We start from the raw sequence: 26,639 nt of genomic DNA on the forward strand, positions 1-26,639 counted from the left end.
TAAATTAAACTCTTCTGCGTTTTGGTGGGCGACATCCATTGTGAGGTACCGGTGTTACATCTTTGATGCTTGTAACTTCCAGACCAGCAGCTGATAAAGCACGAATTGCTGCTTCTCTTCCTGATCCCGGTCCTTTCACCATAACGTCCACTGTTTTCAAACCGTGTACTAATGCTGCTTTTGTCGCTGTCTCAGCAGCCATCTGTGCCGCATAAGGAGTAGATTTTTTGGATCCTCTGAATCCTAATCCACCTGCACTGGCCCAAGAAAGAGCATTTCCCTGAGCATCAGTTAATGTAACGATTGTATTATTAAAAGATGACTGAATGTGTGCCTGTCCGTGCTGAACATTCTTTTTCACACGTTTTTTAGCCGCTTTTTTTGTAACTTTAGCCATAATTAACTCTTTACCTTTCTTTAAACTAAACCATATCCACTAAACAGCCAGAAAACCTGACAACCCAACGGGGCGTGTCATGTGTTTCCGTCCAAAGTATACCATCAAAGATCTGATGGCCCATGTGTAAGCTGTTATTTTTTCTTGTTTGCAACAGTTTTCTTAGGACCTTTACATGTTCTGGCATTTGTCTTTGTCTTCTGTCCACGGCAAGGCAGTCCCTGTCTATGGCGTTTTCCTCTGTAAGATCCTATTTCTTTTAATCTCTTGATATTAAGAGCGATTTCTCTTCTTAAGTCTCCCTCTACTGTCTGTGACTCAGAGATAACTTCGCTGATTCTGCGAACTTCATCATCTGTCAGGTCACGTACACGAGTATCCGGGTTTACATTTGCTTCTGATAAAATACGTTTAGAGCTTGTAAGACCGATTCCATAAATATAGGTAAGTCCAATCTCCACACGTTTTTCTCTTGGTAAATCAACACCTGAAATACGAGCCATGTTTTTTCTTCCTCCAAAAATTATTCATTTTAATGTTGTTCAGGGGCAATCCATATATCCGCGTACGGTGAAATGATATATATGTCTCTAGCCTGACTACGATTTTATCTATATAAATATCAGCATGGAATCTGCGTTCCATACTGCAGCCGCCTAACAAAAAGTATTACTGTATGGTACCTTGGATACAGTAATATAAACACACAAAGAACAAAGATAGGAATCCTTGCTACGTGAAATAGAAATTATCCCTGTCTCTGTTTGTGCTTCGGATTCTCACAGATCACTCTGACAGAACCTTTTCTTCTAATTACCTTGCATTTTTCACACATAGGTTTTACAGATGCTCTAACTTTCACTTGTAATTCTCCTTTCTCAAAACGTTCGGATTCAATTATATCATCATGCTATCTGATTTTCAAGGCTTTTCTTATTTATCTCTCCAAATAATTCTTCCCTTTGACAGGTCATACGGAGAAAGTGCAAGAGTAACCTTGTCACCCGGAAGGATCTTGATGTAATTCATTCTGAGCTTTCCGCTGATATGTGCCAAAATCACATGTCCTCCCTCGATCTCTACCTTAAACATCGCATTCGGCAGTTTCTCCAATACGATTCCTTCTACTTCAATTGCTTCTGACTTTGCCATTTTTCCGACTCCTTTTTCTACTTTGATAATGATAATAATTCGTAACCATCTTCGGTTATTAAGATTGTATTTTCATAATGGGCGGCAAGGCTTCCGTCTGCCGTTACAACGGTCCAGTCATCAGAAAGCCATTCCACTTTCCATGTTCCGGCGTTCACCATCGGTTCTACAGCCAGTGTCATTCCTGCCCTGAGCTTCATGCCTTTTCTTCGTTCCTTGAAGTTTGGGATCTGGGGGTCCTCATGAAGATGAGTTCCGATCCCATGGCCCACCAGGTCTCTCACCACAGAATAGCCATTATTCTCTACGTATCTCTGAATTGCCTCGGAAATGTCAAATAGATGATTCCCTTCTTTGGCAAACTTCATACCTTCAAAAAAGCTTTCCTTTGTGACCCTGATCAGGCGGGCTGCTTCCTCTGAGATCTCCCCGACGCCATAGGTCCTGGCGGCGTCAGAGTGGTATCCCTGATAGATGACCCCTGCATCCAGGCTGACAATATCTCCGTCCTTTAAGATCCGCTCCTTCTTTGGGATGCCGTGGACCACTTCGTCATTGACAGACACACAGATGGATGCCGGGTAACCATTGTAATTCAGAAAAGAAGGAATACACCCGTATTCCCTTATGATCTTTTCCCCGAACTGGTCAATCTCTAAAGTAGAAATTCCCGGTTTGATGATCTCGGCCAAACGGTCATGCGTCTCTTCCAAGATCTTACCGGCCTCTCTCATTTGTTCGATTTCTTTTTTTGATTTGATCGTCACTGCCATGTTAATCTTATGCCTCTAAAATGCTTTTGATCTCATCAAATACTACATCAATGTGCCTTGTGCCGTCGATCTCATGCAGGCTGCCTGCACTCTTATAGTGAGAAATCAGCGGTGCGGTCTGTTCGTGATAAACATCCAGCCTTTTCTTCACTGTCTCTTCCTTGTCGTCATCTCGGAGGATCAGCTCGCCGCTGCATATATCACAGATTCCTTCTGATTTCGGAGGATTATATTTTGCGTGGAAGATCGCACCGCATTCCCTGCAGGAACGTCTTCCGGACATCCGGTCGATGATATTCTCATCGGGAACCTCGATATCCAGCGCATAATCAATTTTCATATCTTTTGCCGCGAGAGCCGCATCCAACGCTTCTGCCTGAGGAATCGTCCTTGGGAATCCATCTAAAATGAAGCCCTTTTGGCAGTCGTCTTTCTCAATCCTGTCAACCACAAGATCAACTACCAGCTCATCCGGAACCAGCAGTCCCTGGTCCATATACTCTTTGGCTTTTTTGCCAAGCTCGGTTCCATTCTTGATATTCGCCCTGAAAATGTCACCGGTCGAAATATGCGGAATGTTATACTGCTCTGCAATCTGCTTTGCCTGAGTTCCCTTTCCTGCTCCTGGAGCCCCCAACATAATAATCTTCATAATGAATCCTCCTTACATTATGTAATGCACAAATAAGCTGTAGAATTCCCTACAGCTTATCGCACATTAGTCATTTAAAAAACCAGTATAGTTTTGCACTAACAATTGAGATTTAATCTGCTTGATCGTCTCTAATATGACTCCAACCACGATGATGATAGAAGTTCCGCCAAAAGAAACCTGAGCACTAAATACACCGTTAAAGAAAAACGGAATGACTGCTACAATTGTTAGTCCAGCTGCACCTATAAAAATAATATATTTTAAGATCTTGTTTAAATAATCTACTGTCGGTTTGCCCGGACGGATACCCGGTACAAATCCTCCCTGTTTCTTCATGTTATTTGAAATTTCCAGAGGATTAAAAGTAATCGATGTATAGAAATATGCAAAAATAACAACAAGTACAATATATATAAGAAGACCCAGCGATCTCTTCGGATGATTTGCGTCAAACCATGTGGACGAACTTAAACTGTGCAGAACCTTTCCCATAAATCCATTGCTCTCATACTTAAACAGCTGCTGAATAATCAGCGGGAACTGCATGATAGATGAGGCGAAGATAATCGGGATAACTCCGGCTGTATTCACTTTCAGCGGAATATGGCTTGACTGGCCGCCGACCATTTTCCTTCCCTGAACTTTTTTTGAATACTGTACCGGAATATGGCGTTCAGCGTCTGAAAGAATGATAACGAACACGACAGTGAACAGCACAACGGCTGCGATCACACATCCGGCAATCAGTGCCGGTCCGATCTGTTTGCCTTTCATAAACTGATTATAGAGCGCATAAAAATCTTTCGGCATTCCTGATACGATGTTGATCAACAGGATGATAGAAATACCGTTTCCAATACCATTTTCCGTGATACGCTCACCAAGCCACATAACGAGGATCGCACCCGCTGTCAGGGCAATGATCATCGTTACAATGGTAAAATTTGTGTGTTCCGGTCCCAGCGCACCGCTGCGGCTGAAACCTATGGTCATACCGGCGGACTCAATGAGTCCTAATACAACCGTAACGTATCTCGTAATCTTAGCTATTTTCTTTCTTCCATCTTCGCCGTCTTTCTGCATCTCCTCCAATGCAGGGATAGCGATCGTCATCAGCTGCATGATGATGGAAGATGTAATATATGGCGTAACACTCAGTGCAAATACAGACATCTGCAAAAAGGACCCGCCGGTAAAAGAGTTCAGGAGATTGAATGAATCTCCCAATGTACTCTTTAAATATGCAGTCACCTGGGCAGTATCGATTCCTGGAATCGGCAGTTGTGACCCGAAGCGCACGACGATCAGAATGATCACCGTAAACGCAAGCTTTTTCCTTAGTTCTTTGTTTTTAAACGCATTTGTCAATGCATTCGCCATACTAAATCACCTCGGCTTTTCCTCCAAGAGCTTCGATCTTTTCTTTTGCCCCTGCACTGAAAGCATTTGCTTTTACTGTAAGTTTCTTTGTGAGTTCTCCACTGCCTAAGATTTTGACTCCGTCTTTCGGATTAGAAACGATTCCCGCTTCTACTAAAGTCTCAATAGAAACTTCGGCTCCGTCTTCAAATCTTTCTAATGCTGATACGTTGATTCCAATGATTTCTTTAGAGTTAATGCAAGTGAAGCCTCTCTTTGGAATACGTCTGTATAAAGGCATCTGTCCGCCTTCAAATCCCGGTCTTACTCCGCCGCCGGAACGGGCTTTCTGTCCTTTATGTCCTTTACCTGCAGTTTTTCCATTTCCTGAACCATGTCCGCGACCTCTTCTGAAGTTGTCGCTGTGCTTAGATCCGTCTGCAGGGCGTAAGTTTGATAATTCCATCCTTCGCACCTCCTAATCTACAATTAAATTTCTTCTACTTTTACTAAATGCTGAACCTGATGAATCATTCCCCTGACACTTGCATTATCCGGCATTTCAACAGTTTTGTTTAACTTCTTGAGTCCTAAAGCTTCCACTGTCTTTCTATGCTTTGGAATGGCACCGATTGTAGATTTTACTAAAGTAATTTTTAATTTATCTGCCATTTTCATGTTCCTCCTAACCTAAGAGCTCTTCTACAGATTTTCCGCGAAGCTTTGCTACTTCTTCTGGAGTTTTTAAGTTTTTAAGTCCTTCGATCGTAGCGAGAACAACGTTCTGCTTGTTGTTGGATCCTAAAGACTTAGAACGGATATTCTTGTATCCTGCAAGCTCCAATACGTCACGGGAAGGTCCTCCTGCGATGATTCCAGTACCTTCCGGAGATGTCTTTAATAATACAGACGCACTTCCGAATTTACCTGTAAAATCATGCGGTGTACTTCCTTTTTCGTCAATCGGTACTTCCACTAATTTCTTAGCAGCCGCTTCTCTTCCTTTGCGGATCGCTTCTGGAATTTCCATTGCTTTTCCTAATCCTGCACCAACGTGTCCGTTCTTATCTCCAACAACAACTAATGCTGCGAATCTGAAATTACGTCCACCTTTTACTACTTTGGTAACACGTTTGATAGATACAACTTTTTCTTCCAGCTCTAACTGGCTAGGGTCGATCATTGTACGCTTCATTTGATTTCCTCCTGTTAGAATTTAAGACCAGCTTCACGTGCTGCGTCTGCTAATGCTTTTACTTTTCCCTGATAAATAAATCCGCCTCTGTCAAAAACAACGGTGGAGATACCTTTTGCAACTGCTCTCTCAGCAATCACTTTTCCTAAGTGAGCTGCCGCTTTTACATCGTTAGTCTTCTCCAAATCAGCTTTTACGTCTTTCTGTAAAGTGGATGCTGATACTAAAGTATTTCCAACGGTGTCATCAATGATCTGAGCGTACATATGATTATTGCTTCTGAATACGCTTAAACGCGGTTTCTCCGCTGTTCCGCTAATATGATTACGAAGCTTTAAATGTTTTTTCGCACGAACTTTGCTTCTTGACTGTTTTTTAATCATCCTATCTCACTCCTTTACTTCGCACCAGTCTTACCGACTTTACGTCTGATAACTTCATCAGCATATTTAATACCTTTTCCTTTGTAAGGCTCAGGTTTTCTTAATTCTCTGATTTCCGCAGCGTACTGTCCAACTTTTTCTTTATCAATACCTTTAACGATAATGATATTCTGACCGTCCATTTCAGTTTCGATGCCTTCTGGATCTGTCATTGCTACCGGATGTGAAAATCCAAGGTTGAAAGTGATTTCTTTTCCTTTTTTCTGTGCTCTGTAACCAACACCGTTGATTTCAAGCTTCTTTTCATATCCCTGAGACACTCCAGTCACCATGTTGGCGATCAAAGATCTGGTCAACCCGTGTAAGGATTTCATCTTCTTTAAGTCATTCGGTCTGGATACCACGATCTGGTTGTCTTCTAATTTAATTTCCATTTCCACCGGAAGATTCTTTTCCAGTGTTCCTTTAGGACCTTTTACAGTCACTTTGTTTCCTTCTTCAATCTTAACCTCAACTCCCTGAGGGATATCGATTGGCAATCTACCTATACGAGACATAGGTTACCTCCTTAAATTGTCGGAAAGGACTGGGCGTCCTTTCTGTTTTCAGAATTCGTTTTATTATATAATATAAAGTTTAACAATAAGATAAATTCAAGTTAAAAAATTTGTTTGAAGCTTACGCAAGCCTTTTGTAAGGAAGTTCGGTTCACTAAATTCGGCCTTCGCCTGCAGCTCGCCCTCATTAAGTTCCTCCGAACGACCTTCGCACTAACCTCAGTCTGCGCTAACGCTTGACTTCGCTAAGTGCTCTAGGTCACCATACAAACGCAAGTACTTCTCCGCCTACGTGTTCTTTTCTTGCTTCTTTGTCTGTAAGAACACCTTTGTTTGTTGAAATGATTGCCACTCCAAGTCCGCCTAATACTTTAGGAAGTTCTTCTGAGTTGGCATATACACGGAGTCCTGGTTTAGAGATTCTCTTAAGACCTGTAATGATCTTTTCACTCTTATCCTGGCCGTACTTTAATGTGATAACGATGTTGTTATATGCACCTTCTTCTTTAATGTCGAATGCTTTGATGAAACCTTCTTTTAAAAGGATTTCAGCAATCGCAACCTTCATCTTAGAAGCAGGAATTTCTACGGTATCATGTTTCGCAGTGTTTGCATTACGGATTCTTGTAAGCATATCTGCAATCGGATCGCTCATTGTCATTGTTTGTTCCTCCTTCCCTATTCTTACCAGCTGGCCTTTTTCACGCCTGGAATCTGTCCTTTGTACGCTAACTCACGGAAGCAGATTCTGCAGATTCCGTATTTTCTCAAGTAAGCATGTGGACGTCCACAAATCCTACAACGGCTATATTCTCTTGTTGAAAACTTCTGTTTTCTCTGTTGCTTTAATACCATTGACTTTCTAGCCATGGGAACCCTCCTAACTATTTCTTAAACGGCATACCAAATAAGGTTAATAATTCACGAGCTTCTTCGTCTGTGTTGGCTGTTGTAACAAAAATCACATCCATACCTCTGACTTTATCCACTTTGTCGTATTCAATTTCCGGGAAAATTAACTGTTCTTTGATTCCTAATGCGTAGTTTCCTCTTCCATCAAAAGAGTTCTGGCTTACACCCCTGAAGTCACGTACACGAGGCAGTGCCAGGTTGATCAGACGATCAGCAAACTCGTACATTCTCTCGCCTCTTAATGTAACCTTGCATCCGATCGGCATTCCTTCTCTTAACTTGAAGTTAGCAACAGATTTTCTTGCCTTGGTTACGATCGCTTTCTGTCCGGAGATCGTTTCCATATCTGCAACAGCAGCATCTAAGAGCTTTTTATTTTCTTTTGCTTCACCAACGCCCATGTTGATCACGATCTTCTCGAGCTTTGGTACCTGCATAATATTTTTATATCCGAATTTCTTCATCATGGCTTCCATGATTTCGTTGGTATACTGTTCTTTTAATCTACTCAACTGTCCGAAACCTCCTCTCTTTATTAATCAATCACATCTCCGGTTGCCTTTGCAACACGGACTTTTTTACCGTCTTCTACTTTGTAGCCGATCTTTGTAGCTTTTCCGTTATGAACGAACATCACGTTGGAAATATGGATCGGGCCTTCTTCTGTCACAATACCGCCCTGCTGGTTCTGTACGCTTGGTTTGGTATGTTTAGTAAGCATATTAGCACCTTCAACGATGACAGTATTCTTCTTGTGGTCGATTGCAACAACTTTGCCTTCTTTACCCTTATCTTTTCCAGCGATGACTTTTACAAGATCGCCTTTTTTAATTCTAATTCCTGACACAGTGTTTCCTCCTTATAATACTTCTGGTGCTAATGAAACAATCTTCATGAATTTTTTGTCTCTGAGCTCTCTTGCCACTGGTCCAAAGATACGAGTTCCTCTCGGGTTCATATCCTCTTTGATAATAACTGCAGCGTTTTCATCAAATCTAATATAAGATCCGTCTTTACGGCGGGCACCTTTTTTCGTACGAACAACAACGGCTCTTACTACATCACCTTTTTTTACAACGCCACCTGGTGTTGCATCTTTGACCGTAGCTACAATAATATCGCCGATGTTAGCATATCTTCTAGTGGATCCACCTAACACTCTGATGCAAAGGATTTCTTTTGCTCCAGTGTTGTCAGCCACTCTAAGTCTTGACTCCTGTTGAATCATGCTGTTTCTCCTTTCCTAATGGAACAATCCTATTTCGCTTTTTCGACTACTTCCACAAGTCTCCATCTCTTGTCCTTAGAGAGAGGTCTTGTTTCCATAACTTTAACTCTGTCTCCGATACGGCATTCATTATTTTCATCATGAGCTTTTAACTTGTAAGTTCTCTTCACGATTTTCTTATATAATGGATGTTTTACATTATCTTCGATTGCAACTACGATTGTCTTATCCATCTTGTCGCTTATAACTTTCCCGACACGGGTTTTCCTCAAATTTCTTTCCACAACAAATTCCTCCTTTCGATTTAAGCGTTAGCCTTTGCTGTAATCGCTCCCTGGATACGAGCGATGTTTCTTCTAACTTCTTTGATTCTGCTTGTGTTCTCAAGTTGATTTGTTGCATTCTGGAATCTCAAGTTGAATAATTCTTTTTTCGCAGCTACTAGCTCTTTGTTTAATTCATCAATAGATTTATTATTTAACTCTTTTACAAATTCTTTAGTTTTCACTGTTGTCACCGCCTTCTAAAGCTTCACGAGAAACAATTTTACACTTAACAGGTAGTTTATGAACAGCAAGACGTAAAGCTTCTCTTGCAACTTCTTCACTTACACCAGAAATCTCAAACATAACGCGTCCTGGTTTTACAACTGCTACCCAGTATTCCAAGTTACCTTTACCTTTACCCATTCGAGTTTCAGCAGGCTGTGCTGTCACTGGCTTATCAGGGAAAATCTTAATCCAAACCTTACCACCACGCTTGATGTAACGGGTCATAGCGACACGGGCTGCCTCGATCTGGTTGGATCTGATCCAAGCCGGCTCTGTTGCCACGATACCGAATTCTCCGTAAGTGATTTTATTACCGCGAGTCGCTTTTCCGCGCATGCTTCCGCGGAACTGTTTACGGCGTTTTACTCTCTTAGGCATTAACATTATTTATTTCCCCCTTCCTGCTTTTCTTTCGTCGGAAGAACTTCACCATGGTAAATCCAAGTCTTAACTCCGACTTTACCATAAGTTGTGTCTGCTTCAGCAAATCCATAATCGATGTCTGCACGGAGTGTCTGCAGAGGAATTGTTCCCTCGCTGTAGAATTCTGTACGGGCCATATCAGCTCCGCCTAAGCGTCCTGAAACGGATGTTTTAATTCCCTGTGCTCCGGATCTCATCGTTCTCTGCATGCAGGACTTCATAGCTCTTCTGAAAGAGATACGGTTCTCTAACTGCTGTGCGATATTTTCTGCAACTAACTGTGCGTCTTTGTCCGGTCTTTTTACTTCTTTTACGTCGATTAACAGCTTCTTGTCTGTCATCTTCTGGAGTTCTTTTTTCAGTTCTTCAATGGCAGATCCGCCTTTTCCGATCACTACTCCAGGTTTTGCTGTATAAACGATCAATTTTACTCTGTCGGAAGCTCTCTCGATTTCGATTCTGGAGATTCCTGCATTGTATAATTTTTTCTTTACATATTTTCTGATCTTATCATCTTCAACCAGGTTATCTGCAAAATTGCCTTCTGCATACCATCTGGAATCCCAGTCTTTGATAATACCAACTCTTAAACCATGAGGATTAACTTTCTGTCCCATTATTGCCTCCTTCTATCTTTCGTCAAGCACAACAGTGATATGGCTCATACGGTGTTCGATTCTGTATGCCCTTCCCTGTGCCCGAGGTTTAACTCTTTTCATTGTTGGTCCCTTGTTTGCATAACACTCTGCAACATAAAGGTTTTCCGGATTCATTCCATTATTATTTTCTGCATTGGCAATTGCAGACTTTAATAATTTTTCGATTAAACTAGATGCGTATCTTGGGTTATATAATAAGATACCAAGTGCTTCCTGAACGCTCTTTCCTCTGATCGCATCCAATACGAAACATGCCTTAGTAACAGACACTCTGGCATTGGATAAGGTAGCGCTGGGTCTCGTATCTTTTTGTGCATTTCTTTCTTTTTTGTACTGAGATCTGCTGTATTTCTTAGCCATGGATTGTGAAACCTCCTTCCGTTCCTCTATCGATTATCTGATTCCTGATTTCTTTTCTGCTTTTGTATGACCACGGAATGTTCTGGTCGCAACAAACTCTCCGAGTTTGTGTCCAACCATATCTTCTGTTATATATACAGGCACATGCTTCCTTCCGTCATGTACGGCAATTGTATGCCCTACAAAGGATGGGAAGATTGTGGAACGGCGGGACCATGTCTTGATGACATTTTTGTCTCCAGCTTCGTTCATTGCATCAACTTTTTTCAATAAGCTTGCATCCGCAAATGGTCCTTTTTTCAGTGAGCGAGCCATAAGTTACCTCCTTAAACTATTTAACGTTTTTACCGTCTCTTCTTCTAATGATCATCTTGTTAGACTGTTTGTGTTTCTTGCGTGTCTTCAAACCAAGTGCCGGTTTACCCCAAGGTGTACATGGACCCGGACGGCCGATACCAGTCTTACCTTCACCACCACCGTGCGGATGGTCATTAGGGTTCATAACAGAACCGCGGACTGTAGGACGGAATCCCATATGGCGTTTACGTCCCGCTTTACCGATGTTTACGAGGTCATGTTCGATGTTTCCAACCTGGCCGATCGTAGCTCTGCACACAACAGGAACCATTCTCATCTCTCCTGACGGAAGACGAAGGGTTGCATACTTTCCTTCTTTCGCCATAAGCTGAGCGGAGTTACCCGCGGAACGAACTAACTGTCCGCCTTTTCCAGGATACATTTCGATATTGTGGATTTCTGTACCTACCGGGATGTTTGCCATCGGTAAGCAGTTTCCAACTTTGATCTCAGCGTCCGGACCGTTCATAACTGTAGCACCTACAGCTAATTTGTTCGGAGCGATGATATAAGCTTTTTCACCGTCTGCGTATGTGAGCAGTGCGATGTTTGCTGTTCTGTTCGGATCGTATTCGATAGCTGTTACTGTTGCCGGAATACCATCTTTTCTTCTCTTGAAGTCGATAATTCTATATTTTCTTCTGACTCCGCCTCCGCGGTGTCTTACTGTAATTTTACCCTGATTATTACGGCCGGCTGTCTTCTTTAAAGAAGTTGTCAGAGATTTTTCCGGTGTGCTCTTTGTCACATCTGTAAAATCTAACCCGGTCATATGTCTTCTGGAAGGTGTATATGGGTTATATGTCTTGATTCCCATGTCTTTCTCCTTTCAATTCCAATTTAATATCACGCTTTTGTTGCGTATAGATTCAATAAAATATATTAAGGTAGTTACACTCGACTAGCGTTCAGCTTTCGCCTGCGGCTCGGCTTCACTGAGTCTCGGTAACGGCTTTCGCACTAAGCTCATGCTGCGCTTTCGCTTGCACTCTCTAAGTGCTCAATGCCTATAACCCCTCAAAAATCTCGATATCTGCGCTTTCTTCTGTCAACTGTACGATCGCTTTCTTTGTCTTAGCGGTCTTTCCAAAAGTCATTCCACGTCTTTTTGTCTTTCCGTCGCAGTTCATTGTGTTGACTTTGGCAACCTTTGTTCCTTCGAACATCTTTTCCACTGCTTCTTTAATCTGAGATTTTGTTGCAGTCGGATGAACTAAGAAAGTGTATTTTTTCTCTGCCATTGCATTCATACTTTTTTCAGTTACAATCGGCTTTAAAATAACGTCATAATATTTGATGTCTGCCATTATGCGTACACCTCCTCGATATTTGCTACTGCTTCTTTAGAAACAACAACGGTATCATATTTTAAGATATCATATACGTTGATGGTGCTTGTGAGAGCAGTTTTTACTCCAGGAATGTTTCTTGCGGATAAGATTAAGTTGTCGTTCTTATCTCCCATGATAACCAACGCTTTTTTTACATTTAAGTTGTTTAACATGTTTGCAACATTCTTTGTCTTTACATCGTCAAATTTGAACTCATCTACTACGATGAACTTATTTTCATTGACTCTGGAAGTTAATGCGGATTTCAGAGCTAATCTTCTTTCCTTCTTATTTAACTTCTTAGAATATTCTCTCGGTTTCGGAGCAAATACAACTCCTCCGCCTGTCCACTGCGGAGCTCTGATAGATCCCTGTCGTGCATGACCGGTCCCCTTCTGTCTCCAAGGTTTTCTTCCGCCGCCGCGTACTTCTGAACGTGTCTTCGCGCTCTGTGTACCCTGACGGTTATTTGCTAACTGGCTTACAACTGCCAAATGCACTAAATGCTCATTTATTTCAACACCGAAGATGCCGTCGTTAAGATTTAATTTCTCAACTTCATTTCCTTCCATGTTTAACACAGATACTTCTGCCATCTGATTGTCCTCCTTCCCTAGGCCTACGCCTTCACTGATTCTTTTAACATTACTAAAGATTTCTTAGGTCCTGGTACAGCACCTTTTACCAAAATAATGTTATTTTCCGCATCAACCTTTACTACTTCGAGATTCTGGATGGTAACTCTTTCAGAACCCATCTGTCCCGGCATTTTCTTCCCTTTGAAAACTTTGCTCGGATCAGAAGCCATACCATTGGAACCTGCATGACGGTGATACTTAGAACCATGTGTCTTAGGACCAGTACTTAAACCGTGACGTTTGATACCACCTGCATATCCTTTACCTTTGGATGTAGCAGTTGCATCGATTTTATCTCCTGCTTCAAAAATGTCAGCTTTGATTTCCTGACCTACTGTGTATTCAGAAGCATTTTCAAATTTGAATTCTCTCACGAATTTTTTAGGTGCAACACCTGCTTTGTCGAAGTGTCCCTTCTCCGGTTTGTTTACAGACTTTTCTTTCTTATCTGCAAATCCGACCTGAACTGCTTCGTAGCCATCGTTTTCTTCTGTCTTTACCTGAGTAACGACACAAGGCCCAGCCTGCAGTACAGTAACCGGTGTTAAAACTCCGTCTTCGTTAAAGATCTGAGTCATTCCGACTTTTGTTGTTAAAATCGCTTTTTTCATTGATATTTCCTCCTATTTAATCTACAGCGGATTATAACGCTTGACGTTAAAATCATCCTAGACGCTATGAAAGCTTAAGGGGATTCCTTATTTGTTCATAACCCTGCGGGATAACTTCCTATTTTGTTTTCATCTTGATATCGATGTAAACACCAGCCGGTACTTCTAACTTAGATAATGCATCGACTGTCTTCTGTGTTGGTGTGATGATGTCAATCAATCTCTTGTGAGTTCTCTGCTCGAACTGTTCTCTGGAATCTTTGTACTTGTGTACTGCACGGATGATGGTAACTACTTCCTTCTTTGTCGGCATCGGTACCGGTCCGCTCACCTTAGATCCTGTTTTCTTTACTGTTTCGATGATACTCTTTGCTGAAGCATCGATTAATTGATGATCATACGCTTTTAATGTAATTCTCATTACTTGACTTGCTGCCATAAAAAAAGCCGCCTCCTTTTCGCACTATAAATTTCTTGTAGCACGACAAGTGGTGACTGTACACTCCTCCGTGTGTATCGTAAGATTTACACACTGCGTCTCTATCTTTAAATATTAAAAATAGATTGTAATATTCGTACAGTGACTTGTCGCCAGTTTTAACAACTTGACATTCGCTCCACGGAAAACCTGCGCCGGCTTTTGCCGGTACAGCAACCTCTCGCTTCACCGCTATCAAGGTCACAACGATTTGATTATATCTTATATTCTTTCCCATTGCAAGGGATTTTTTTGTTTTTTTCAGGAAACAAAAATAAAAACATATATTATAGAAGAAACACGGTCAAATATCAGAACCAGTTTTCTTTGATTTCCGATCTGAGTTCCCGAAACATGACGACATACCGTTCTTTGGTCTTCTTTACAATATCCATGGCAATCGCCTGATTATATGCATGAGCAACATTGTTTCTGGATACCAGAGCCTCCAGCCAGACTTCCTGATCTTTTATTAAATTCACACTATAAGCAAGTTTTATAATACTGCGGGGTGACCCTGTGGCTGCCTCTTCTATTCCATTTTCAGATAAAACTTCCTTGACTGCCTTCCAAAACTGTTCAAAACAAATTTCATAAAGCGCCACCAGTCCAGTCAATACGACAATGTCATAGGGTTCTTCATATTTATAAATGTCTTCAAGATTGTCCAACGCTTTACAGAAGTTATCAAATTTTTTCATAGATCACGATCCCTTCCTGATAAATCCTATCTTTTAGTTCCTCCTGTACCGGCAGACTTAAATCTACGATATCATACATCAGCAGCGTAGAAGTCTCCTCATCCACTGCCAGTGCAAAGTTATTTGTATCTCCACCCAATACTGCCAGGTCAATATCACTTCTCTCATGGTAATCTCCACGGGCACGTGACCCAAATAAGATTACTTTTTGAATATTGTAATCCACTGCTAATTGTCTGATCTCTTCTATTACTTTTTTCTTTATACCGCTTGTTTTCATTATATCCATGTATTTGATTCCTATTTATGGTTTTCTCTTTTTCCACTAATGTAGCATATATATTTGAGGAATGCAATTTAACGATTTTGATTTCTGCACTTCGCAGTCTGCAGTTAACAACTCAAAAAAGAAGGACGGGCTGTGCCGTCCTTCTGCCTACATTATTTTACGTCCATTTTCTTCATGATTGGAGCAAGACATTCTAAGAGCCGAACGGAAATCATGAAGAAAATGTCACATGTAATTTCCGAATTTGTCTCTCTCCGGCTCTTTTCCTGCCGCGATCATCTCATCCAGCAGAGGGAACCGGTAGGTTCTCGGATCGTCTCCCACCCGGATCTGCTTTTCGGTAAGCTTCTGCATCTGTTTCATCTCTTCATCCGTCAGCCGGAAATCAAAGATCTCCATGTTCTGCCTGATTCTTCCCTCATTTGAGGATTTCGGTATCACACCGAATTGATTTTGCACAAGCCAGTGCAGGATCACCTGTGCCGGAGTCTTTTCATGATTCTCTGCAATCTTTAGAATCACCGGGTCTTCCATCGGGCTTTTTAATTGTACTCCTGTCTCTCCGGCTTTTGCAGTCTTTGCGTCCTTTCTGCTCTCTCCCCCTGCCATAAGCGGACTCCACGCAACCGGAAAGATATCATGGCTTCTGCAGTATTCAACGATCTCGTACGGCTGAAAATAAGGATGCATCTCGATCTGATCTACCATCGGCATAACGCCTGTTTCCTGGGCACAGGTTTCCAGATGCTCCGGATAAAAATTGCTTGCTCCCACTGCCCGGAGCAGCCCTTCCTCATACATGCGGACCAGAGCTTTCCATGTAGGGACGTACATGTCCTCTCCGGGCCAGTGAACCAGAAACAGATCCAGCTGTTCTAAACCAAACCTCTTAAGAGACGCCTCAACGGCATATAAAGTATTATCATAACCCTGAAAACGGTTTCTCACCTTTGAAGTTACAAAGAACTCTTCTCTCTTCCTGCCGGAACGGCGGATTCCCTCTCCGACCGCCTCTTCATTTAAGTAAACCTGCGCCGTATCAATTGCTGTGTAACCTGTGTCCAGCGCATATTTCACCATCTGAGAGCACTCCTCACCTTTCAGCTTCCACGTCCCAAACCCCAGGTACGGCATCTCTACACCGTTGCTCAATTTTCTTGTTGGTATCATCTGATTTCCTCCTTATCCCACATATATATGATATTTGGTTATTAGGTCTATAAATAGTATAACTTATTGCAGTCAGCAGATCTATTATAATCTGCTGCAAAAAGGCCGCCCGCCGGTTTCCCGGCATGACAGCCTTTCCTGAATAAGAAATCCCTCAATCTCTCACATAGTGTATCTCAGACAGATTTATTTGAGCAGCCCGATTGCCGCTTTGCCGATACCCGTCACAATGAAATAACAGCTTGTGGCTCCTGCATCCAGAACTCCTCTGGACCGTTCTCCCAGACGGCTTGCCCGTCCGATCTTTGCCACGAGATCTTTTGTAGACTGCCACCCTTTTTCGGCAGCCTCATTCATTGCCTCCAGGCACTGCGCAAACTCTTTGCCTTCTTCTTTTGCTGCGATAAAAGCTTCCTTGGCCGGAACCAATGTATCGATCAGAGATTTATCACCCACCTTCGCAGGACTGATCTCCTGCAGGCCTTCCACAGCGTTGGTAACCATTTCGCCAAACACCTCGGCGTCAATCTCCTCAGCGTCTTCACAGGCCATTGCCATCTCATCAAACAGCATACCGTACAGCGGTCCCATGGACCCGCCGATATCGTCGAGAAGAGTCTCCCCAAGGATCGATAAACCTTCACTCAGGTTATAAGTCTTTCCCTTGAGTTTATCTTCGCACATCGTAAACCCTTTGTTCATGTTAATACCATGATCACCGTCGCCGATCTTCCCATCAATTTCGCTCAGATAATCTCTCTGCTCCTGAATGGTCTTGATCAGCTGGTCTACAATAATACCTGCATCTGCATTTTTAAAACTAGCCATAGTACTTTACCTCACTACTTATGTATTTTACAGCATTGCGTCTTTGATTGCTTTTGCTTCCGCTACCGGATCATCCGCATGACCGATTGCTGATCCTACAATAATGATCTCCGGTTTTAATGCCACATATTTGTCGATGGTCTTACTGTTGATTCCTCCGGCTACGGCAATCTGAGCTTTTTTTGCATGCTCAGTCATAACCTGAAGATCCTGGATCGGCTCTCTGCCTGCCGCCTGCTGGTCAGCTCCGGTGTGAACTGCTAAAATATCGACTCCGATCTCTTCCATCTTTGCAATTCTGTTCGGAAGGTCTTCTACACAGATCATATCCACAACAAGCTTTCTCTCATAATCTCTGGCAGCCTTTAAAGCCCCTTCGATCGTCAGATTGTCAGATACTCCAAGGATTGTCGCATAAGCTGCACCGGCTTCATATGCATAGCTTGCTTCCAGGTATCCGCCGTCCATGATCTTTAAGTCTGCAAGAATTTCTTTATCCGGGAAGAAACGGTGGAATTCACGCACTCCGCGCATTCCCTCATCCATGACAAACGGCGTTCCAATTTCAATGATATCAACGTGTTCTGCAACCTTATCTGCAAATCTCAAGGCATCTACTAACGGCATTTCGTCTAAAGCTAACTGTAATTTCATAATCAGGTTCCTTTCCTATCTAAATAATGTTGTCAATGACTTATTTTAAACCCGGCGCTTTGGCATCATAGTCCAGAAGCTCTTTTAACTCTTCATCAAGCTTCATAACCGTAAGTGCCGCACCATTCATATCCAGTGATGTCACATAATCTCCGATCAGCACCTTATAAATAGAAAGTCCCTGATCCTTAAGATACGCTTCAATTTCATCATAGAGTACGTATAATTCCATGATCGGTGTTGCTCCCAGACCGGATAAGAGCACTGCCACTTCAGCACCGTTTTCCGGTTCCAGATCATCGATCACTGCCTTTGCCATATCCTTTGCGATCTTTTTGGCAGGCTTTAGTTTCTGAACGTTGATCCCCGGTTCTCCGTGATGTCCGATTCCGAATTCCATATCGCCTTCTTTAATATCAAAGTTCGGATGGCCCACAGCCGGTATTGCGCATGGACTGAGTCCCACACAGATACTTCTAGTGTTGTCCACTGCTTTCTGAGCCAGTTCGATCACTTCATCCAGGTCAGCTCCCATGGCAGCCTTCGCTCCCGCAGTTTTCCACATGAAGACACCGCCTGCGATTCCATGGCGTTTTTCCTTTGTCTCTTTCGGGGAAGATGCCACATCGTCTGTCGCAGTCACATATTTTACAGTGACTCCCTGTTTTTTTGCTTTGCGGATTGCCATTTTTACATTCATGTTGTCCCCGGCGTAGTTACCAAACAGGCATGCGACACCTTTTCCTGAGTCTGCCGCCATAAATGCATCATAAAATGCCTGGGCAGACGGAGATGAAAACACCTCTCCGACAGCTACCGCATCCATCATATTTTCTCCCACATAACCAAGGAATGCGGGCTCATGGCCGCTTCCGCCTCCGGTTACCAGACCTACTTTACCTTCTACCGGCGTATTTTTATACTGAACTACCCTGTCATTTGTTTCATTCTTTACAATCAGATCATCATGGGCTTTCAAGAAGCCTTTCAGCATATCCTCAACAACATAATCCGGATTATTTACAAATCTCTGCAATTCTTTTCCTCCTCTTTGAGTTTCAAAATGAACTGGACAATTTTTATTCTAAGTTTGTATGTCTTCCCATCATTTCTTCGCTTGTCTGCCCAAGATCGCTCATCAGATTCATGATGATACTGTCATAGGTCAGCCAGCTCATCTGCTCGAACAGATTTCCCATCGGCTGATTGGACTCTGCCAGGTTCTTTTCTCCTTCTGCCTTCTTCGGTGTAGAGCCGGGAACTGTCACGATAACGTCTGCCATCTCTCCGATGGTATGAGTCGGGAACATAGTAACGGTTGCAATCCTTGCCCCTACCTTCTTTGCTTTTTCTCCCATAACGATCAGGCTCTGTGTTGTTCCGGAACCGGATCCGAGTATGATCAGATCTCCTTCTTTGATCGGCGGGCAGGAGATCTCTCCCACAAAGTGTACATCAAATCCCATATGCAGCAAACGGTTGGTAAATCCTCTGGCTGCCAGCCCGGAACGCCCTGCTCCTGCCAAAAAGATTTTATTTGCTTTCTTAATTTCATCTGCCAAACCCTGGATTTCTTCTTCTTTAACCATTCCTGAAAACTTTGAAAGTTCGTCCGTGATGATCTTTAAATTGACTGCTTCCATCCTATTCTCCTTCTTCTTGTTATGTGGCAATATGTTTTTATATTGTGGCGTTTTGTTGCTTTATGCTTTCATTATAGATTCATAATCCAATAATGTCAACATAATATTTTGCTTTTTTTGGAGTTTTGCATGATTTTGTGCTGTATAAATTTGACTTTCACTTAAAAATGCAGTAAACTATGCTTAAAACAGCTTGATTCACGAAGGAGACACAGGATGGGCAAATTAATCGCGGCAGAACGCCATAAAGAAATTATAAGATTATTAAACAGCAATGGAAGCGTAAAGATCAGCCAGCTGGCCAAGCAGTTTCAGGTATCCAGGGAAACGATACGGCGGGATTTACTTCATTTAAATGAAATAGGAGCGGTAAAAAAAAGTCACGGCGGCGCAACTTCTGTCTATGAACTGCAGCCGCTTCCATGGGAATCCAGGGTGAGGGAAAAGCTTCCATTAAAAGAAAAACTCTGCGAACGGGCAATGGAATTTATCGGTGACGGCAATGTCATATTCCTGGACTCCGGAAGTACGATCTTCTGCCTGGCCGGGATGCTCAGCAAAAAGTCAGGCTACACCATCGTGACCACTTCCCTGGAAGCCGCATATGCTTTGGTACACAGCAGCAACAAGGTCATCCTCACCGGAGGCATGCTGAATCCCAACAGTATGGCAGCCGAAGGATTCCAGGCCACGAGCCTGATTAATTCTCTTAAGGTCGACATTGCATTCCTCGGCACCAATGGCTTTGAGCAGCACAAAGGGCCGGCCGTATCCGATTTTCAGGACGCCCAGACGAAACAGGCCATCATACCCAATGCCAGAACCAATGTAGTGATCGCTGACAGCTCCAAGGCTCAGGCATCTTCCCTCATACAGTACACAAGCTGGCATGATATTGACCATCTGATCATCGACAACGACATTCCCGGAGATGTCCTGAGCAATATACAGGAAATGACCGATGTGGTCTTGGTGTGAAGACTGCTCTGAAACAAAAAATCTCTGCAAAAGGCAGTGAATCCTTTTGCGGAGATTTTTTGTTCGCTTAATCTTTTATTTTATATAGCTTCCAATCACATCTTTTACCGTGCTGATCTTATGACACTTCCACGCATCAGCCCCGCAGAAGATCAATCCATCATCAATGTTTCCTCTGACAGCCTCGATCAGGCGCTCCGTGATGCAGTAAACTGTCTCACCGGGATTGCAGGCAGACATACAGTTAAAACAGTGCTTCGGCTTGATCCTGCCTTCTCTCTGGACGATTTCCATAAATTTATTTTTGATGGCCCGCCCCGGCATTCCCACCGGACTCTTTACGATTGTGATATCTTCTTTTTTGCAGTTAATATAAGCTTCTTTATACCTGATATCAGCATCACATTCCTCAGTGGTGACAAACGGAGTGGCAATCTGCACGCCGGAAGCTCCCATAGAAAGACAGTGCTCCATGTCTTCTTTGGAAGAAACTCCTCCCGCCACGATAACCGGAATGTCTTTTTCATACTTTTCTTCATATGGTTTTACCATGTCTATGATCTCACGGATCGTATCGTCATAGTTTTCATAAGTCTCATCGCTGACAAGCTCTTCGTATTTAAATCCCAGATGACCTCCGGCCTTCGGCCCCTCGATCAGAAGCGCATCCGGCGCCGTCTGATGTTTTTTATCCCACATCTTGAGAATCACCCGCGCCGACTTTTTCGGGGATACGATCGGGACAAGCTTTGTCCTGCTTCCCTTTGCCAGAGCCGGAAGCTCTGTCGGAAGTCCCGCGCCTGAAATGATCAGGTCAATGCCGTTTGCAATCGCTTCCTTTACATAGTTGGCATACAGCCTTGTGGCTACCATAATGTTTATGCCGATGATACCGTCGGGCGCAATCTCTCTGGCCTTCCTGATGTGTTTTTTCATGGCACGCATGTTGGCCCCCTCAGGGTCCTTCTCAAAATCCGGCTCGTCGTATCCGATCTGAGCCGCCGACAGCACACCGATGCCGCCCTCTTTTGCAACAGCTCCCGCAAGGGAACTCAAACTGACACCTACGCCCATTCCCCCCTGTATAATAGGGATTTTCGCAACCAAATCCCCGATCTTTAATGGTTTCACTTCCATTACCTCCGTGGTCTTTCTTTCACTTACATCTTTCTAAAGCGCTGGTATCTCTCTTCTACAATCTCTTCCGGCGTTTTCTTCCTATATCGTTTCAGGAAATCAACAATCATCTCTCTGATCTCCTCTGAAAGTTCGATAATATTATCAATGCTTGCAGGTTCGGGTTCTCTGATAACCTTCTCGATCACTCCGAGTTCCTTTAAATCTGCCGCTGTGATCTTCATTACTTTTGCAGCCTCGGATGCTCTGCTTCCGTCTTTCCACAAAATACTTGCAAACCCTTCCGGGGAAAGGACTGAGTAAGTGGAGTTTTCCATACTCCACACCTCATTGCCGACAGCCATGGCGATGGCTCCGCCGCTGCCGCCTTCTCCGATCATAATTGAAAGGATCGGAACTTTCAGGGAAGACATCTCATAAAGGTTCCTCGCAATCGCCTCACCGATACCGCCCTCTTCAGCTTCGATGCCGCAGAAGGCTCCCGGCGTATCCACAAAACAGATGACCGGACGGTGAAATTTCTCTGCCTGGCGCATGAGACGCATAGTCTTCCTGTAGCCTTCCGGGGAAGGCATTCCGAAGTTCCTTTTTATATTTTCTTTTGTAGAACGGCCTTTCTGCTGTCCGACAACTGTGACCGGAATCCCGTCTATGGATGCCAGCCCTCCTACGATCGCCCCGTCATCGCCAAATAAGCGGTCTCCGTGCAGAGACATATAACGGTCAAAAATCGTTGTGATGTAGTCCAGGCTGGTCGGCCGCTCCGCTGACCTGGAGATCTCGACTCTCTCCCATGGTGTTAAATTATTATGACTCATAACAACAACTCCTTATAATGGTGGCAAGCACTTTCCGCAGGTTCTTCCGCTCAACGATCTTATCCACAAATCCGTGCTCCAGCAGAAATTCAGATCTCTGGAAACCATCCGGAAGCTTCTGTCCGATGGTCTGCTCGATGACTCGCGGCCCTGCAAATCCAACCAATGCTCCCGGTTCCGCCAGTATGACATCTCCCAGCATGGCAAAACTTGCAGTCACTCCTCCGGTCGTCGGATCTGTCAGTACACTGATATACAAAAGTCCCGCCTGGTCATGTCTTCTCAAAGCCGCCGATGTCTTTTCCATCTGCATCAGGGAAATGATTCCCTCCTGCATCCTGGCTCCTCCCGAACATGTAAAAATAATGATCGGGATTCTCTGATCAGTTGCTCTCTCGATGGCCCTTGTGATCTTTTCACCAACGACCTGGCCCATGCTGCCCATCATAAAATCAGCGCTCATGACTGCAATGGCCGCTTCACTGCCCCCAATCTTTCCTTTTCCCGTGATCACCGCTTCTTCCAGATTGGTCACAGATTTCTGGTGCTCCAGCTTTTTCAAATAGCCCGGAAACTCCAGCGGATCGGACGTGGCAAGTCCGGTGTCCCACTCCTCAAAGGTATTGCGGTCCAGGACCATGGCGATCCTTGTTCTCGGCCGTATTCTGAAATAATTTCCACAGTGGGGACAGATATAATAATTTTCAATAATGTCTTCGTTATAGACCGGCTTTCCGCAGTCACTGCATTTTTGGAACAGCCCTTCCGGCGCCTGGTATTCAAGCAGGGTATCTTTGGCTTTTTTTACCCGTTCCGCCTGCTTTTTCTCCTGAGGTGTCAATGTTCTTTTCTTAAACATTTCTTTTAACATGATGCTTCACCCTGGCTTTCTGTCTCTTCTTCCCGTTCCTTCTGGAACCTTTCAATAAATCCGGTATCTACATTTCCGTCAATAAAATCCTGATGATTGATGATGTCATACTGGTAATCAATGTTCGTCCTGATGCCTTCCAGCACCAGCTCTCCCAGAGCATTTCTGAGCTTCCTCAATGCCAGTTCACGGTTTTTGTCATATACGATCAGTTTTGCAACCATCGAATCATAGAACGGAGGAATCTGATAACCGGTAAACAGGGCAGAGTCAATGCGCACACCCTTGCCGCCCGGAAAATGTACGTTTGTAACGGTTCCCGGACTCGGCCTGAAATCGTGTTCCGTATCCTCTGCATTTACCCTTACCTCGATGGCGTGTCCGGAGATATGGATATCCTTCTGCTGATAAGTCAGATACCTTCCCGCCGCAATGCGAATCTGTTCCCTGATCAAGTCTATGCCGGTGACCCATTCCGTGACCGGATGTTCTACCTGAATCCTGGTGTTCATCTCAATGAAATAGAAATTCCCGTCCTGGTCCTTCAGGAATTCAATGGTGCCTGCGCTGTAATATCCGGCCGCTTTTGCCGCTTTGACTGCAATGGCTCCCATCTTCTCTCTGAGTTCTTTGTTAATGGCCGGTGACGGTGACTCCTCGATCAGCTTCTGATGACGTCTCTGGATGGAACAGTCCCTCTCACCCAGATGAACTACATTTCCGTATTTATCAGCCAGAATCTGAAATTCGATATGTCTCGGATCACGGATATATTTTTCAATATACATGGTGCCGTCTCCGAAAGCATTTTCTGCTTCCCGCTTTGCCGTTTCAAATATATGTTCAAACTCTGCGGAATCTTCGCAGATCCTCATGCCCTTGCCTCCGCCGCCTGCGGATGCCTTGATCATGACAGGATATCCCATCTCATCGGCAGTCTTCCTGCCCTCCAAAGCTTCATAAACCGCATCTTTGGTCCCCGGCACAACCGGAACACCCGCTTCCATCATCGTCTTTCTGGCAGAAGATTTATCCCCCATCTTGTCAATGATTTCTGCGGAAGGCCCGATAAAGGATATGTTGCACTTTTCACACATGCGGACAAACTTGCTGTTCTCCGATAAAAATCCGAATCCCGGATGAATGGCATCCGCTCCTACCGCCATGGCAGCTCCAATGATCCTTTCCATATCCAGATAGCTGTCCTTTGCAGGCGCAGGACCGATACAGACGGTCTCGTCCGCCAGCTGTGCGTGCAGAGCCTCTTTATCCGCCTCGGAGCAAACCGCTACAGAAAGGATGTCCATCTCACGGCAGGCCCGGATAATGCGCACCGCGATCTCTCCTCTGTTTGCAATTAAAATTTTCTTAAACATACGACGCTTCCTCCTAGCCGATCATGAATGTGATTTCGCCGGACGCGACGACCTTTCCGTCCACCGTTGCGGTTCCCTTGCCGACGCCTACCGGTCCTTTCACCTTGATCATCTCTACTTCCAGATTCAGCACGTCTCCTGGTACGACTTTTCCGCGGAATTTTGCCTTATTGACTCCGCCTAAAAATCCAATCTTTCCTTTATTCTCTTCCGCAGAAAGGCAGCACACGGCTCCCACCTGAGCCAGTGCCTCGATGATCAGCACACCCGGCATCACCGGCTCCTGCGGAAAATGTCCCGCAAAGAACGGTTCATTGTATGTCACGCATTTTTTGCCCACTGCCCTTTTTCCGACTTCCATTTCCTCAATCCGGTCAACCAGAAGAAACGGGCTCCTGTGTGGGATAATATTCATAATTTCTTTAATATTCAGCATATGTTTCCCCTTTCCTACCGGATAATGACCAGAGGTTCCCCGTATTCCACGATATCCCCGTTATGAACCGGGATGCTCACTACGGTTCCTTCAAACTCACTCTCCACTTCGTTCATCAGCTTCATAGCTTCAACAATTCCAATGATCTGTCCCTTTGTCACCGTATCACCTACCTGCACGAACGGTTCTGCTCCTTCCGACGGAGCTGCATAAAAAGTCCCGACCAAAGGAGCTGTCACGGCATTGCCTTCCGCCTCTTTTACTTCCGGCAGAACTTCCGGCGTGTTCTGCGGCGCAGGAGCCGCCGCGGGTACAGGCGGCGCTGCCAATTCCGGTGCTGCCAGGACTCTTTCCTTCTTCTTTGACAGCTTTACTGAGAAATCATCATCTTTATATTCAAACTTATCGACATCTGACTCTGATAATGCCTGGATCAGTTCTTTCATTTCCTCTAATTTCATAGTCTATCCTCCCTATTCCGCAAACTTTTTGATCAGAAGTGTTGCATTATGCCCTCCGAACCCAAGTGAATTGCTCAAAGCATAATTGACCGTGCGGTCTGTGACCGGCTCTAATGTGTAATCCAGGTCACATTCCTCATCCGGCACCTTAAGTCCTACGGTCGGATGAATGTAGTCTTCCAGAACAGTTTTTACACAGGTGATAAACTCAATGGCTCCGGCAGCCCCAAGTCCGTGACCGATCATAGATTTTGTAGAACTGATCTTCAAGTCTTTGGCGTGCTCTCCGAAGGTTGTTTTGATCGCTTTCGTCTCAAACTTGTCGTTGGCCGGTGTACTCGTTCCGTGGGCGTTAATATAGTCCACATCATCGGGACGAATCTCCGCCTCGTCAATGGCAAACTGCATCGCACGCGCTGCACCCTCTCCGTCTTCTGCCGGAGATGTGATATGGAAAGCATCGCTGGTAGCACCATATCCCACGACTTCCGCAAGGATCCTGGCACCTCTGGCTTTGGCGTGCTCCAATGTCTCGAGCACTACTACGCCTGCTCCCTCTCCAATAACAAATCCGTCTCTTTCCTTATCAAACGGAATGGATGCACGTTTTGGATCTTCAGAACTGCTCAGTGCTGTCAGAGAGGCAAATCCCGCCACAGCTACCGGCGTGATGCAGGCTTCCGTTCCTCCTGCCACCATCACATCTGCCTCGCCGCACTGGATCGAGCGGAATGCTTCTCCAATAGACTGCGTGCCTGTAGCACATGCAGTAACTACATTGATGCTCTTGCCCCTTAACCCAAACGCAAGGGAAACATTTCCCGCAGCCATGTTGGAGATCATCATCGGAACCACCAGAGGCTTGACTCTGTTAGGACCCTTTGTACGGATGACTTCGGTGTTTTTTTCTACAATCTGCAGACTTCCTGTTCCCGACCCGACAGATACACCAATCCTCGCTGTATCTTCTTTTTCCAGATCCAGTCCGGAATCCTCGATAGCCTCTTTGGCCGCAGCCACGGCGTACTGGGAGAACAGTTCCATTCTCCTTGCAGAACGCGGGTCTATATAATCTTTCGCTTTAAAATCCTTTACTTCTGCTGCCAGATGAGTTTTGTATTCACTGGCATCAAAATGACTGATTGGAGCAAATCCAGTCTTTTGCTGTTTAATTCCGTCCCAGAACTCTTCCACACTGTTTCCGATCGGAGTAATCGCACCCATTCCGGTGACTACGACTCTCTTTAAATTCTTCATA

Annotated in this window: 41 protein-coding genes and 1 pseudogene; 1 reads left to right on the forward strand and 41 read right to left on the reverse strand. The window is 44.2% G+C overall.

The window, feature by feature from the left end; all coding sequences use genetic code 11:
- Nucleotides 1–4: 4 nt before the first annotated feature.
- From rpsK to hxlB, 35 genes are all read right to left on the reverse strand, one after another.
- Nucleotides 5–397: a 30S ribosomal protein S11 gene (rpsK, locus tag QVP35_RS03920; protein WP_006568510.1), complete on the reverse strand. Its 393-nt coding sequence runs from the start codon at nucleotides 395–397 to the stop codon at nucleotides 5–7.
- Between the two features lie 134 nt (nucleotides 398–531).
- Nucleotides 532–900 (reverse strand): 30S ribosomal protein S13, encoded by a 369-nt coding sequence (gene rpsM / locus QVP35_RS03925; protein WP_006568509.1) that lies wholly within the window; start codon nucleotides 898–900, stop codon nucleotides 532–534.
- A 245-nt stretch (nucleotides 901–1,145) separates the two neighbouring features.
- Nucleotides 1,146–1,259, reverse strand: coding sequence for a 50S ribosomal protein L36 (gene rpmJ, locus QVP35_RS03930; protein WP_024729360.1), 114 nt, complete (start codon nucleotides 1,257–1,259; stop codon nucleotides 1,146–1,148).
- 71 nt (nucleotides 1,260–1,330) lie between these two features.
- Entirely contained in the window at nucleotides 1,331–1,549 is a 219-nt protein-coding gene (gene infA, locus QVP35_RS03935; protein ID WP_006568508.1) for a translation initiation factor IF-1, read from the reverse strand.
- A 17-nt stretch (nucleotides 1,550–1,566) separates the two neighbouring features.
- Complete coding sequence (map, locus tag QVP35_RS03940; protein ID WP_006568507.1) at nucleotides 1,567–2,322, reverse strand: type I methionyl aminopeptidase; 756 nt, start codon at nucleotides 2,320–2,322, stop codon at nucleotides 1,567–1,569.
- A 7-nt stretch (nucleotides 2,323–2,329) separates the two neighbouring features.
- Complete coding sequence (locus tag QVP35_RS03945) at nucleotides 2,330–2,974, reverse strand: adenylate kinase (protein ID WP_006568506.1); 645 nt, start codon at nucleotides 2,972–2,974, stop codon at nucleotides 2,330–2,332.
- A 66-nt stretch (nucleotides 2,975–3,040) separates the two neighbouring features.
- Nucleotides 3,041–4,357, reverse strand: coding sequence for a preprotein translocase subunit SecY (gene secY, locus QVP35_RS03950; RefSeq protein WP_006568505.1), 1,317 nt, complete (start codon nucleotides 4,355–4,357; stop codon nucleotides 3,041–3,043).
- A gap of 1 nt (nucleotide 4,358) precedes the next feature.
- Nucleotides 4,359–4,802, reverse strand: a complete 444-nt coding sequence (gene rplO / locus QVP35_RS03955; RefSeq protein WP_009289940.1) for a 50S ribosomal protein L15 — start codon at nucleotides 4,800–4,802, stop codon at nucleotides 4,359–4,361.
- A 23-nt stretch (nucleotides 4,803–4,825) separates the two neighbouring features.
- The gene (rpmD, locus tag QVP35_RS03960; RefSeq protein ID WP_009289941.1) at nucleotides 4,826–5,008 is read right to left on the reverse strand and encodes a 50S ribosomal protein L30; all 183 of its coding nucleotides are present in this window, start codon (nucleotides 5,006–5,008) and stop codon (nucleotides 4,826–4,828) included.
- A 13-nt stretch (nucleotides 5,009–5,021) separates the two neighbouring features.
- Nucleotides 5,022–5,531: a 30S ribosomal protein S5 gene (gene rpsE / locus QVP35_RS03965; RefSeq protein WP_006568502.1), complete on the reverse strand. Its 510-nt coding sequence runs from the start codon at nucleotides 5,529–5,531 to the stop codon at nucleotides 5,022–5,024.
- A 14-nt stretch (nucleotides 5,532–5,545) separates the two neighbouring features.
- Nucleotides 5,546–5,914 (reverse strand): 50S ribosomal protein L18, encoded by a 369-nt coding sequence (gene rplR / locus QVP35_RS03970; RefSeq protein ID WP_009289942.1) that lies wholly within the window; start codon nucleotides 5,912–5,914, stop codon nucleotides 5,546–5,548.
- A gap of 14 nt (nucleotides 5,915–5,928) precedes the next feature.
- Nucleotides 5,929–6,471, reverse strand: a complete 543-nt coding sequence (gene rplF / locus QVP35_RS03975; protein ID WP_006568500.1) for a 50S ribosomal protein L6 — start codon at nucleotides 6,469–6,471, stop codon at nucleotides 5,929–5,931.
- A gap of 259 nt (nucleotides 6,472–6,730) precedes the next feature.
- On the reverse strand, nucleotides 6,731–7,132 hold the full coding sequence (gene rpsH / locus QVP35_RS03980; protein WP_006568499.1) for a 30S ribosomal protein S8: 402 nt from the start codon (nucleotides 7,130–7,132) through the stop codon (nucleotides 6,731–6,733).
- A 23-nt stretch (nucleotides 7,133–7,155) separates the two neighbouring features.
- Nucleotides 7,156–7,341 carry a type Z 30S ribosomal protein S14 gene (locus tag QVP35_RS03985; protein ID WP_006568498.1) on the reverse strand — a complete coding sequence of 62 codons (186 nt, stop codon included), beginning with the start codon at nucleotides 7,339–7,341 and terminating at the stop codon, nucleotides 7,156–7,158.
- A gap of 14 nt (nucleotides 7,342–7,355) precedes the next feature.
- Nucleotides 7,356–7,895, reverse strand: coding sequence for a 50S ribosomal protein L5 (rplE, locus tag QVP35_RS03990; protein WP_009289943.1), 540 nt, complete (start codon nucleotides 7,893–7,895; stop codon nucleotides 7,356–7,358).
- 23 nt (nucleotides 7,896–7,918) lie between these two features.
- Nucleotides 7,919–8,230, reverse strand: a complete 312-nt coding sequence (rplX, locus tag QVP35_RS03995; protein ID WP_006568496.1) for a 50S ribosomal protein L24 — start codon at nucleotides 8,228–8,230, stop codon at nucleotides 7,919–7,921.
- Nucleotides 8,231–8,242: 12 nt separating this feature from the next.
- Nucleotides 8,243–8,611, reverse strand: a complete 369-nt coding sequence (gene rplN, locus QVP35_RS04000) for a 50S ribosomal protein L14 (protein WP_006568495.1) — start codon at nucleotides 8,609–8,611, stop codon at nucleotides 8,243–8,245.
- A 29-nt stretch (nucleotides 8,612–8,640) separates the two neighbouring features.
- Nucleotides 8,641–8,895, reverse strand: a complete 255-nt coding sequence (rpsQ, locus tag QVP35_RS04005) for a 30S ribosomal protein S17 (RefSeq protein ID WP_009289944.1) — start codon at nucleotides 8,893–8,895, stop codon at nucleotides 8,641–8,643.
- Nucleotides 8,896–8,915: 20 nt separating this feature from the next.
- The gene (gene rpmC, locus QVP35_RS04010; RefSeq protein WP_006568493.1) at nucleotides 8,916–9,119 is read right to left on the reverse strand and encodes a 50S ribosomal protein L29; all 204 of its coding nucleotides are present in this window, start codon (nucleotides 9,117–9,119) and stop codon (nucleotides 8,916–8,918) included.
- Nucleotides 9,109–9,546, reverse strand: a complete 438-nt coding sequence (gene rplP, locus QVP35_RS04015; protein ID WP_006568492.1) for a 50S ribosomal protein L16 — start codon at nucleotides 9,544–9,546, stop codon at nucleotides 9,109–9,111. The genes rpmC and rplP overlap by 11 nt, the downstream gene beginning before the upstream one ends.
- On the reverse strand, nucleotides 9,546–10,202 hold the full coding sequence (gene rpsC, locus QVP35_RS04020) for a 30S ribosomal protein S3 (protein ID WP_006568491.1): 657 nt from the start codon (nucleotides 10,200–10,202) through the stop codon (nucleotides 9,546–9,548). The genes rplP and rpsC overlap by 1 nt, the downstream gene beginning before the upstream one ends.
- 12 nt (nucleotides 10,203–10,214) lie before the next feature.
- Nucleotides 10,215–10,604, reverse strand: a complete 390-nt coding sequence (gene rplV / locus QVP35_RS04025) for a 50S ribosomal protein L22 (RefSeq protein ID WP_006568490.1) — start codon at nucleotides 10,602–10,604, stop codon at nucleotides 10,215–10,217.
- A gap of 33 nt (nucleotides 10,605–10,637) precedes the next feature.
- Nucleotides 10,638–10,919 carry a 30S ribosomal protein S19 gene (gene rpsS / locus QVP35_RS04030; protein WP_006568489.1) on the reverse strand — a complete coding sequence of 94 codons (282 nt, stop codon included), beginning with the start codon at nucleotides 10,917–10,919 and terminating at the stop codon, nucleotides 10,638–10,640.
- Between the two features lie 16 nt (nucleotides 10,920–10,935).
- The gene (gene rplB / locus QVP35_RS04035; RefSeq protein WP_022260817.1) at nucleotides 10,936–11,778 is read right to left on the reverse strand and encodes a 50S ribosomal protein L2; all 843 of its coding nucleotides are present in this window, start codon (nucleotides 11,776–11,778) and stop codon (nucleotides 10,936–10,938) included.
- A gap of 190 nt (nucleotides 11,779–11,968) precedes the next feature.
- Nucleotides 11,969–12,268 carry a 50S ribosomal protein L23 gene (gene rplW, locus QVP35_RS04040; RefSeq protein WP_006568487.1) on the reverse strand — a complete coding sequence of 100 codons (300 nt, stop codon included), beginning with the start codon at nucleotides 12,266–12,268 and terminating at the stop codon, nucleotides 11,969–11,971.
- Nucleotides 12,268–12,888, reverse strand: a complete 621-nt coding sequence (rplD, locus tag QVP35_RS04045; RefSeq protein ID WP_006568486.1) for a 50S ribosomal protein L4 — start codon at nucleotides 12,886–12,888, stop codon at nucleotides 12,268–12,270. The genes rplW and rplD overlap by 1 nt, the downstream gene beginning before the upstream one ends.
- 23 nt (nucleotides 12,889–12,911) lie before the next feature.
- Entirely contained in the window at nucleotides 12,912–13,541 is a 630-nt protein-coding gene (rplC, locus tag QVP35_RS04050) for a 50S ribosomal protein L3 (protein ID WP_006568485.1), read from the reverse strand.
- A gap of 118 nt (nucleotides 13,542–13,659) precedes the next feature.
- On the reverse strand, nucleotides 13,660–13,980 hold the full coding sequence (gene rpsJ, locus QVP35_RS04055) for a 30S ribosomal protein S10 (protein WP_009289945.1): 321 nt from the start codon (nucleotides 13,978–13,980) through the stop codon (nucleotides 13,660–13,662).
- A gap of 350 nt (nucleotides 13,981–14,330) precedes the next feature.
- Nucleotides 14,331–14,720, reverse strand: a complete 390-nt coding sequence (locus QVP35_RS04060) for an HI0074 family nucleotidyltransferase substrate-binding subunit (RefSeq protein ID WP_009289946.1) — start codon at nucleotides 14,718–14,720, stop codon at nucleotides 14,331–14,333.
- Nucleotides 14,707–15,009, reverse strand: a complete 303-nt coding sequence (locus QVP35_RS04065; RefSeq protein ID WP_009289947.1) for a nucleotidyltransferase family protein — start codon at nucleotides 15,007–15,009, stop codon at nucleotides 14,707–14,709. The genes QVP35_RS04060 and QVP35_RS04065 overlap by 14 nt, the downstream gene beginning before the upstream one ends.
- A 225-nt stretch (nucleotides 15,010–15,234) precedes the next feature.
- Nucleotides 15,235–16,179: an aldo/keto reductase gene (locus QVP35_RS04070; RefSeq protein WP_022260818.1), complete on the reverse strand. Its 945-nt coding sequence runs from the start codon at nucleotides 16,177–16,179 to the stop codon at nucleotides 15,235–15,237.
- 186 nt (nucleotides 16,180–16,365) lie between these two features.
- Nucleotides 16,366–17,007, reverse strand: coding sequence for a dihydroxyacetone kinase subunit DhaL (gene dhaL, locus QVP35_RS04075; RefSeq protein WP_009289949.1), 642 nt, complete (start codon nucleotides 17,005–17,007; stop codon nucleotides 16,366–16,368).
- A gap of 27 nt (nucleotides 17,008–17,034) precedes the next feature.
- On the reverse strand, nucleotides 17,035–17,661 hold the full coding sequence (gene hxlA / locus QVP35_RS04080) for a 3-hexulose-6-phosphate synthase (protein ID WP_009289950.1): 627 nt from the start codon (nucleotides 17,659–17,661) through the stop codon (nucleotides 17,035–17,037).
- 40 nt (nucleotides 17,662–17,701) lie between these two features.
- Nucleotides 17,702–18,697, reverse strand: coding sequence for a dihydroxyacetone kinase subunit DhaK (locus tag QVP35_RS04085; RefSeq protein WP_009289951.1), 996 nt, complete (start codon nucleotides 18,695–18,697; stop codon nucleotides 17,702–17,704).
- A 43-nt stretch (nucleotides 18,698–18,740) separates the two neighbouring features.
- Entirely contained in the window at nucleotides 18,741–19,304 is a 564-nt protein-coding gene (gene hxlB, locus QVP35_RS04090; RefSeq protein ID WP_006568473.1) for a 6-phospho-3-hexuloisomerase, read from the reverse strand.
- 216 nt (nucleotides 19,305–19,520) lie between these two features.
- Here hxlB and QVP35_RS04095 point away from each other — a divergent pair, with 216 nt between their 5' ends.
- Complete coding sequence (locus QVP35_RS04095; protein WP_006568472.1) at nucleotides 19,521–20,282, forward strand: DeoR/GlpR family DNA-binding transcription regulator; 762 nt, start codon at nucleotides 19,521–19,523, stop codon at nucleotides 20,280–20,282.
- Nucleotides 20,283–20,357: 75 nt separating this feature from the next.
- Here the strand turns inward: QVP35_RS04095 and QVP35_RS04100 are convergent, their stop codons facing one another.
- The 6 genes and pseudogenes from QVP35_RS04100 to fabF all read right to left on the reverse strand — a co-directional run bounded on the left by QVP35_RS04100 (nucleotide 20,358) and on the right by fabF (nucleotide 26,638).
- The gene (locus tag QVP35_RS04100; RefSeq protein WP_009289954.1) at nucleotides 20,358–21,419 is read right to left on the reverse strand and encodes an NAD(P)H-dependent flavin oxidoreductase; all 1,062 of its coding nucleotides are present in this window, start codon (nucleotides 21,417–21,419) and stop codon (nucleotides 20,358–20,360) included.
- A gap of 23 nt (nucleotides 21,420–21,442) precedes the next feature.
- Nucleotides 21,443–23,108, reverse strand: a pseudogene (locus QVP35_RS16540) (acetyl-CoA carboxylase carboxyltransferase subunit alpha).
- Nucleotides 23,102–24,484 (reverse strand): acetyl-CoA carboxylase biotin carboxylase subunit, encoded by a 1,383-nt coding sequence (locus tag QVP35_RS04110; protein WP_009289955.1) that lies wholly within the window; start codon nucleotides 24,482–24,484, stop codon nucleotides 23,102–23,104. The pseudogene QVP35_RS16540 and the gene QVP35_RS04110 overlap by 7 nt, the downstream one beginning before the upstream one ends.
- A gap of 13 nt (nucleotides 24,485–24,497) precedes the next feature.
- Complete coding sequence (fabZ, locus tag QVP35_RS04115; RefSeq protein WP_006568467.1) at nucleotides 24,498–24,920, reverse strand: 3-hydroxyacyl-ACP dehydratase FabZ; 423 nt, start codon at nucleotides 24,918–24,920, stop codon at nucleotides 24,498–24,500.
- Nucleotides 24,921–24,934: 14 nt separating this feature from the next.
- The gene (gene accB / locus QVP35_RS04120) at nucleotides 24,935–25,381 is read right to left on the reverse strand and encodes an acetyl-CoA carboxylase biotin carboxyl carrier protein (protein WP_009289956.1); all 447 of its coding nucleotides are present in this window, start codon (nucleotides 25,379–25,381) and stop codon (nucleotides 24,935–24,937) included.
- 12 nt (nucleotides 25,382–25,393) lie between these two features.
- Complete coding sequence (fabF, locus tag QVP35_RS04125; protein ID WP_006568465.1) at nucleotides 25,394–26,638, reverse strand: beta-ketoacyl-ACP synthase II; 1,245 nt, start codon at nucleotides 26,636–26,638, stop codon at nucleotides 25,394–25,396.
- Nucleotide 26,639 lies beyond the last annotated feature (1 nt).

Origin of the sequence: Anaerostipes sp. CAG:276, from assembly GCF_000432215.1 — a bacterium.
GTDB lineage: Bacteria > Bacillota > Clostridia > Lachnospirales > Lachnospiraceae > Anaerostipes > Anaerostipes caccae.